This window comes from Simiduia sp. (assembly GCF_058345725.1).
Window position 1 is genome coordinate 20,960 of sequence record NZ_JBTUOC010000050.1, and the last position, 8,513, is coordinate 29,472.

Genomic DNA, 8,513 nt, shown 5'->3' on the forward strand with positions numbered 1-8,513 from the left:
CACATGCGGCCAAAAACCACCGAGCACCGTCTGCATTGCGGAAAGCTGAGTTGGATAGGCTGCCCCAGTGCTCGCCTAGGGCGTGCGCTGGGGCAGCGTGAGGATGGATTATAGGCGCCAGGGCCAGTAGCTACGAGGTCGCTATTGCGCCGTTGGACAACGGCGCTCGCCGGCAGCCTGGCAAGCGGCGATGGATGCCGCCCTTATGGCTGAAAATTCACTTTTTGGGTGCCAGCGTGGATAGTGCTCGCCGGTGGCCAACATATAACCCACGTCAAAATACAGTTGCATGTCCTCGGCGGCACCGCGCAGGTCCCAATTGGGGTCGTACTCGTCGGCTGGCTTGTGGTAGCGATGGCTGCCATAGTCTGCCGCCTGCTCCTGCCCATAGGCCAAGCCGTGCTCTCTGTGCTCTTGGCCACCCTTCGCGTAGAGCATTGGCACGCCGACTTTCGACATATTGAAGTGATCAGAGCGGTAGAAAAAGCCCTTCTCCGGCGTGGGTTCGCGCACCAATTTGCGCTGTTGCTTAGCCGCCGCCTGCGCTAAGAGCGCTTGCATTTCACTGGCGTCGTAGCCGATAACCACTACGTCATCCATGGGGCCATTGACATTCATAGCGTCCATGTTGATACCACCCACGGTCTTATAGGGTTTGAAAACAGGATTTTGACTGTAATAGGCCGAGCCCAGTAGACCAGACTCCTCGGCTGTGACTGCGACAAATAAAATACTGCGTTCTAGCTGATCTTCCACAGCCATAAAGCTGCGCGCCAAGCCCAGCAGCGCGCTCGTGCCCGTGGCGTTGTCCACGGCGCCATTAAAAATAACATCCTGCCCTTCGGCACCCGGTTTTTTACCCAGGTGATCCCAGTGCGCCATATACAGCACCACTTCATCCGAGCGCTTTTTACCGGGTATCATGGCCAGCACGTTGCGGCTTTCCGAATAGCGCAGCGCAACCTTGAGTTCAGTATTGGCGCTCAGCCCTAGGGCAACCGGCATAAAGCTACCGCTACTGGCCTGCTTTTTCAAAGCGCTAAAGTCCTGCCCTGCCGCGGCAAACAATTGCTCTGCGGCGGCACTGCTTAACCAGCCCTCAACGGCAACGCGGTCGGCACCTTTATTGTCCTGCGCCAGGCTGATTTGATCGCCCGACCAACTGCCGGAAACCACTTCCCAGGGGTAACCGGCTGCGCCCGTTTCGTGCACAATCAATGCGCCAGCGGCTCCCTGGCGGGCGGCTTCTTCGTATTTATAGGTCCAACGCCCGTAATAGGTCATGGCATTGCCATTAAACAGTGCGTCATCTTGCGTGGCGTAGCCGGGATCATTGACCAGAATCACCACGGTTTTACCGCGCACATCCAGATCTTGATAGTCGTTCCATTGGTACTCGGGCGCGACGATACCGTAGCCCACAAACACCAGTTCACTGTGCGACAGTACCGCTGAGGCCTGTTCGCGCTTGGTCCACAGCATGGTGTCTTGCCCCTGCACATACGTCAGCGGCGTTTGGCCGCCGATTACCTGCAAGGAGGGCTCATTGGTCAGACTGGCACTGACAACCGGCACCTGCTGAAACCAGCTGTCATTATTACCGGGCGCCAATCCTAATTTGGCAAATTCCTCCGCCAAATAAGTAACTGTTTTTTCTTCTCCGGCCGAGGCAGGCGCGCGACCTTCAAAATCATCTGAGGCCAATACCGCAATATGTTGATGCAAGTCTTGCTCAAATTGCACCAACTGGGCTTCGGGCTCTAGTCCGGCGGCGCCATGCACAGTTGGCTGGTCTAGATCATCGGCCGTTTTGCTACAGGCAGACAGGCACAGTGCAGCGGCAACGGCCACTAAGTGGGTTCGGACAGTCATGTGAGACTCCTGAGGTCTTTCAGCAGGTTCGGCATTCGGGCCACACCCGAAAGCAACTTTGTTATGCCAAATATGACGAGCTACAACCCAAATGCCTCAAGGTGCGCACACTGGCCCCAGGCTCGACGCGACCTGTGTCACACTGCTGGCGCGTCAAACGATTGCGCTGTAGACAGCTGTGACACCTGCCAAGCCCCATCTTCGGTGCTACAGGCCGCAATCGGCGGACCGACTCAAATCGCTACCGAAGGCCATTAACCCCAATTTTTTCGCGGTTTTTTATGGGTGGAATCTACGCTAATGTGCACGCCACTTCACGCTACACTGAATTGGCCACACGATTTCGCCAAGCACAGTTGCACCGCCGCGGACAAAAGGATTGACGTCAGTGCCCAAATCCAACTTCAGCCACGTTGTCATGGACGCTTTACGTCACAGACGCGTCAAGCCCGTATTTCAAACGCACGATGAGTACGGCGATATCTTTGTCTACGAACAGTCGGGCAAACGAGTACTGACCTTTGACGAGCGCTTTGAGCAAAGCGCCATGGATATCAAACACCCCGCAAAGCCCGCGCACCGTTACGTACGTACCATGTTATTAGTTATGGCCTTTATTCGCCCCACTCACGCCTTGCACCTGGGTTTGGGCGGCGGTGCATTAATCCGCGCGGTGGCTCACCTGGTACCCGACTGCCGACACACAGCCGTAGAACTGCGTCCCGGTGTAAAATTGATCGCCGAGCAGTATTTTTTAAGCGCCGAATTCCTGTGCCCCAATACCCGTCTTGCCATTTTCTGCGACAATGCTCGCCGCTTTGTGCACGGCCAGCCGACCGGAAAATACGATGTCGTCTTTTCGGACATTTATTTGGCCAATGGTATGGATGTCAATCAGAAGTCCCGCCACTACCTGGCCGATTGCGCGGCCCTGCTCGGCGATAAAGGTTGGTTGGTATTGAATTTTACTCAGCTGCCGGCCTTTGATGACCCGGGCTTTCAAGAGCTGGGGGCCCACTTTAAAGAGGTGCTTATCGCCTCCTCTGACGCCGCCAACTTTGTGATTTTGGCCTGCAAATCGGCCTTAGACAAACCTCTGGCGGCCTATGCACCAGACGTTAAACGCACCAGCGATGCGCTGGCGCTCAATCTATTGGAACAATTTAAGCATTTACTGCAATTCCGGGATTTTTTTCGCCATCAGCCGTAAGTGGTGGCAGGCTGTAAAAGCGGTCGATAATATCCATGTAACGCGACAATTCGGCCATCCAGATATCTTCGCCCCAGGACAACTCTTCCCGACACAGGTTTTTTAACTCTTCAAAGGCCACTTCGCCACCGCGCGGCAACAGGAGCCCTAGATTAGTTCGACGCAATAACAAATCATCCAGGTGCTGTACCTGTTCGTGCTGCAGCACCCAGCGACAATCGGCAAAGCTGAAGCGGGTATCGGAAATTGGAATCAGTTCATCACTGCGGTTGTTCCAATGACAGTTTTTCACCAATTCAGCCGCCCGATCGCCATAGCGCCCCAGGTACTCCACGGCCAACTCCCCGCCCTGGCTAAGCAGGTCCATGGGCGTAGTGCTCACTGGCGCAATCCACGGCTGCTCGGGCTCGGCCACACATCGCTTGGCCAAAGGTTCGGGCACCACACTCGCCACCGCGCGCAGTACGTCTTCAGCGATCAATCGAAATGTAGTGAGTTTGCCGCCGCTCACGGTGATCAAGCCCTTATCTGTCCACACAGCGTGGTCGCGCCGCTCTTTGGAGGGGTCGCGGGCCTTGTCGGAACTGATAATTGGCCTGACGCCTGCCCAAGTGGAGATCACATCCTCGCGGGTAAGCTTGGCCGAGGGAAACGCCAGATTTGCCGATCTCAGCAGGTAGTTCAATTCAGGTTCGGTAATACTGGCCTCGACATCCAGATCTGTTGAGTGGTCGATATCGGTGGTGCCGATAACCGTTTTGCCCGCCCATGGATAGATAAAATGGTAGCGACCGTCGTCCGGGTGCATCAGGGTCAATGCACCAGTAACGCGCAACTTTTTAGTGCTCACTAAAATGTGGCTGCCGCGCTGTGGCCGCACCCGCTGCTCGGCATTGACTTGGTTGCGCAGGCGGTCTGCCCAGGCCCCCGTGGCATTCACCACCGCAGCAGCACTAAATTCAAGCGGGGCCTTGTCTATGCCATCTGTGGCGAGAACACCCACTACTTTGCCATCGCGTAATTGCAGCTCGTTGACCTTGCAATAGTTCAGGCAAACGGCGCCCAAAGCCTCGGCTTCGCTCAGTAGACGCAACACCAATCGACTATCGTCGGTAATAGCATCGGTGTAATAGTAGGCCCCCTTGTGGCAGTTCCGGTTAAGGCCGGGCAGCTCGAGCGCCAAACTGCCGCTGGAAAAGAAATGATGGTTTTTAATACCGGCCAACCAGTCGTAGGCGCGCAACAGCAGCTTGACCGCAAATCGAGGCGGCGCCTTGGGTCCCAGCAAATAGAAGAAACCCTGCCGCTGAACCAGGTCGGGCAGTGCAGTGATTAGCGACTCCCGCTCCTGCAGGGAATCGCGCGTGAGGCTGAAATCCCCCTGGGCCAGGTAGCGCAACCCGCCGTGAACCATTTTCGAGGATCGACTGGAGGTGCCCCAGGCGTAATCCTGCTGCTCAAGCAGCAATGCCTTTAGGCCCCGCCTTGCCGCCTCCAGCAACACACCTGCACCGGTGATACCACCACCGACCACCACCAGATCCCACGCCGCTTCAGGCTGGCTGGCTTTTTTGATACTTTCCCGCCGGCTTAACAACTAATAAGTGCTCCCTGATTCGGATGCTTAAGCACCCGCCTTACAGTCACCGAAACCATAAATTGAACCCCTTCACTGTACTTATAGCAGGCCAGAGGGACACCCGAAACTATCCACCGCAAAATTGTCAGTAAAACGCGGATTATGTTGCCGATTATTGGTCGCGTGTACAAAAAATAATGGCAATGGGCGCCAGCTAATGGTTACTAGCGCCATCGCTGTGGTTTACTCAAGCGCGTCCTGGATAAAGTTATTGCCCTCGCACTCGGGCTTACTCAGGAATATTTCCGAGGAGTCCACCAGGGCGACCTTGGAAAGAAAAGAGCGCCCCAGCAATATCGAATAATTAAACTTGCCGCGATCGGCCAGGCTAAACTCGGCCCGGTAAACCTGGTGATACAAACAAAAATTCATAGCCACCACAGGGCGCGTCACATTCTTTGCTCCGTGACGCTTGATAACAACCTCTCTGACCAATGGCCCTTCCAGCCTTACGGTTTGCTCCTTTTTGGTGTCCAGGTTGGTGTCGGTGAAATCAAAGCGCACCCAGGTTTCTCCGTTTTTCTTAAAGTACTCCAGGTTTTTCGCTTGCATTGACGAGGTTTTTGCACCTGGGTCCAGCTTGGTTTTGACGCGCATGTTCGACGGCACCAACCGCGTAGACTCCAGCCAGCCCAAAACCATCTTTGGCGCCTTGGTGCTGCCTTCTGCCCAACCCGAAACTGGCCACAGGCTGACCAGTGCCAACAGGCCGATGTGCATCAATTGTTTAGAAACCACTGTCATCTATACCCCGCCTTGAAATTTTGTCGACTAAAGGCAGACCTGCCGCCGCCCGTTAAGTTCCGCAGCACCCTGCAAACGCGCTGGATCATACACTAAGGCCCCAGCCTTAACCTACGGATTCCACAGGCGAAAACGCGCTAGTCATTCGCGGTTGCCTCCCCTACCATAGTCACCTTTGAACAATCACACAGGGATGATATCGCCATGGCCACAGGGCGCCACCGTCGAATATTAACGTTACTCAAGTTGCTGGTGAGATTTTATGGCGCTTACCTGCTGTTGAGTGTTGCCGTCATACTCCCGTTGATAAACTACCTAGCTAAGCCACTCTATCAGGCGCAAACAGGCAGGACCCTAGAGTACCAGCTGATAGGTTTCAATCCGTTGACACTGGCCCTATTTGGTTACGGAATAGAGGATAAAAATCCGGATGGCAGCACGTTTTGGTCGGTAAAACACCTGCTAGTGAATCCATCTTTGATTGCCAGCGGCTACTACGGTGCCCTTGGCATAGACGAAATCAGATTATTGGGGCTGCACATCCAGGCGAGCCAAACCGGCGCAGACCAGTACAACTTTTCCGACATTTTGCAACACCGCGCGTCGCTAGCTGAGCCAGACACCGGCGTCGCAACCACGTCAAATACGCCCTTTCAGCTACCGCGTGTTTGGATAGGCGAATTAGAATTGGATGCCCAGCTGCTCCAGTTTACCGACCTTCACAGAGAAAAACCTTTTAGCACAGGCCTGCGAGATTTTCATTTTGTCCTGGCCGACTTTTCCACCTTGAATCCTGAGGGTGATGGCTATTTCTTGCGCGCAAACAGCGCACAGGGAGGCGCCATTGAATGGCAGGGCGAAGTAGCTGCCCAGGAGTCTAAAACCTGGGGCCGCCTTTTACTGAGCGACTTTTCATTGTTGCCCATTTGGCAGTTTATGGAGCCACAATTAAATTTTGACTTCGCCTCGGGCAGTCTGGATGTGGAATTAAACTACCACATCGATTGGTCAAACAACCTAAGCTGGCACATCGAAAATTCACGCGCAACCCTGGGCCATATGGCGCTGGCGCACAAACCTTCGGCGGCGGCCACATTGGGCTCGTTAGCGCCGGCTCAACTGCAGTGGCAAAATCTAACGGCTGAAATTGCACGCATAGACGGCAATACTCGCAACGCACAGCTCAGCAGTCTAGATCTCACCGGATTGACCATCGACAGCGGTCACTCTCAGGGACGGGTTGGCCTGGTAGAGATGTTCAGCCTCACCGACAACGCAGCGGGCACCACACCCAATCCGGCGGCACCACACGGGGCACCAGCAACTGTCCAGCCGGTCTCCGGCGCAACGGAAGCCCGCTGGAACTTGACCATCGACCGCACCCAGCTGCACGCCGCTCGCATCGGCTGGCAAGTGGAGGAATTAGACCGACGGCAGCTTCAGCTAAGTCCCGTCGACCTGCGCATCGATCAACTAAACCTGCAAAACCAACCCGCCAATTTGGTAGCTCAATTACACGTTGACGAACAGGCAAAGCTTGCCCTGACAGGTGACCTCACACTGCCGGCACTCGCGGCAGAGATACAACTGGTGATCGAAGACCTGCCTCTCGCCTGGGCCAATCCAGTGCTGGATAACCACCTGGAGGCGCGCATCGACAAGGGCTTGCTTAAACTCGAAAGCCAGCTGCAAATTCGCGACGCACGCCCCTTGCAAGCCAAGGCGCAATTGCACATCGATGACTTCCAACTGAACGACCTGCAGGGCGACAGCTTGGCCAGCATTGCAGCAATGCAACTTAGGGAGCTGCACTACGACCACCCAGAACAACAGCTGCGTGCAGAAACATTGCACTTTAAACAGCTGACCACACAGCTACACATCCTACCCGACGGCACCACCAATTTAGGTGCGCTCATCAAGACACCCCAAGCAACGGCCGCCACCCCAGAGCGTGAAAACCAGCCCAGCGCGCCGGCGCTCGCCTGGACGCTGCGGCAGTTAGCCCTGGAAGACGCACGCATTGCATTTACCGATCAAACCCCCCTATCCACTTTCAGCACCCAAATTCAGCAATTCAGTGGTGCCATTCGCAACCTTAGTAGCGATGCAAAGCAACCCTGGCTGGTCGCCCTCGCCGGCAATGTAGACGGCTATGCGCCCGTCAACCTTAAGGGGCAGATACTGCCACTGAAAGCCGATCCCGGCATGGATTTGGCGTTGGACTTTACCGCCATGGATCTCGGCGTATTCAACCCCTACTCCACCACGTTTACCGGCTGGCAGATTGAAAAAGGGTTGCTATCCGTCCATTTGAACTATCAGCTAGAAGACAAGCGCATTGTCGGCCATAACCGCGTCGTCTTGGATCAACTCACCTTAGGCGAGCGAGTAGACTCGCGCCGTCTTGTAGACATACCGCTGCGCCTGGCCCTGGCCCTGCTAACCGATGAAAAAGGCGTAGCCGATCTGGCAGTACCGGTTCGCGGCACTACCGACGACCCCAGTTTCAGCATCGGTGCCGTCGTGTGGGCGGCAGTACGCAACAGTATTATGAAGCTGGTCACCGCACCCTTCAGCTTTCTCGCCTCCTTGGTAGATACCCAGGAAGATTTAGGTCAGGCCGACTTCTCGCCCCTGTCTGCCGACATTGGCCCCAACGCAATCGCCACCTTGCAGGCGCTCAATGAAGCCTTGGCGCAAAGGCCCCAACTCCGGCTGGGCATCAGTGGCGATGTGGATGCCGAGGGCGAAGGCCGCGCTATCAAAACCCAACAGCTCAGAGAGGCCTTGCTAGCTGCGGGACTCAGCGAGGCGGATATTGACGCGCGCAGCGCTGCCTGGCGAGCGCAGGCGATCGAGCGCTTGGCACTGCCTGCAGACAGCGCGCCTAGCGATGCTACAGTCCTGCACGACTTGCTACTTGAACAACTGCCCATGCCCTCCGCACCGCTGCATACCTTGGCGCAAGCTCGTGCCATCGCCGTCAAGCAATACTTGGTACAGCAACTCGGTCTCTCAGCGGAGCGGATATTCGTTAAGGCTGAG

5 protein-coding genes are annotated in these 8,513 nt (G+C 55.7%); 2 read left to right on the forward strand and 3 right to left on the reverse strand.

Features of this window, described 5'->3' with window-relative positions:
- Positions 1-141: 141 nt before the first annotated feature.
- On the reverse strand, positions 142-1,872 hold the full coding sequence (locus tag ACW8F6_RS11680) for a M28 family metallopeptidase (RefSeq protein WP_491576047.1): 1,731 nt from the start codon (positions 1,870-1,872) through the stop codon (positions 142-144).
- Positions 1,873-2,260: 388 nt separating this feature from the next.
- Between ACW8F6_RS11680 and ACW8F6_RS11685 the strand changes: the two genes are divergently transcribed.
- Positions 2,261-3,082 carry a spermidine synthase gene (locus ACW8F6_RS11685; protein WP_491576048.1) on the forward strand — a complete coding sequence of 274 codons (822 nt, stop codon included), beginning with the start codon at positions 2,261-2,263 and terminating at the stop codon, positions 3,080-3,082.
- On the opposite strand, the gene ACW8F6_RS11690 is transcribed toward ACW8F6_RS11685, so the two are convergent.
- Both ACW8F6_RS11690 and ACW8F6_RS11695 read right to left on the reverse strand, forming a co-directional pair.
- Positions 3,036-4,679, reverse strand: coding sequence for a glycerol-3-phosphate dehydrogenase/oxidase (locus ACW8F6_RS11690; protein WP_491576049.1), 1,644 nt, complete (start codon positions 4,677-4,679; stop codon positions 3,036-3,038). The genes ACW8F6_RS11685 and ACW8F6_RS11690 overlap by 47 nt on opposite strands.
- 225 nt (positions 4,680-4,904) lie before the next feature.
- A complete protein-coding gene (locus ACW8F6_RS11695; RefSeq protein WP_491576050.1) occupies positions 4,905-5,465 on the reverse strand; it encodes an ATP-dependent zinc protease family protein in 561 nt (186 codons plus the stop codon).
- A gap of 204 nt (positions 5,466-5,669) precedes the next feature.
- Between ACW8F6_RS11695 and ACW8F6_RS11700 the strand changes: the two genes are divergently transcribed.
- On the forward strand, positions 5,670-8,513 hold a 2,844-nt coding region (locus ACW8F6_RS11700), incomplete at its 3' end, for a DUF748 domain-containing protein (RefSeq protein ID WP_491576051.1).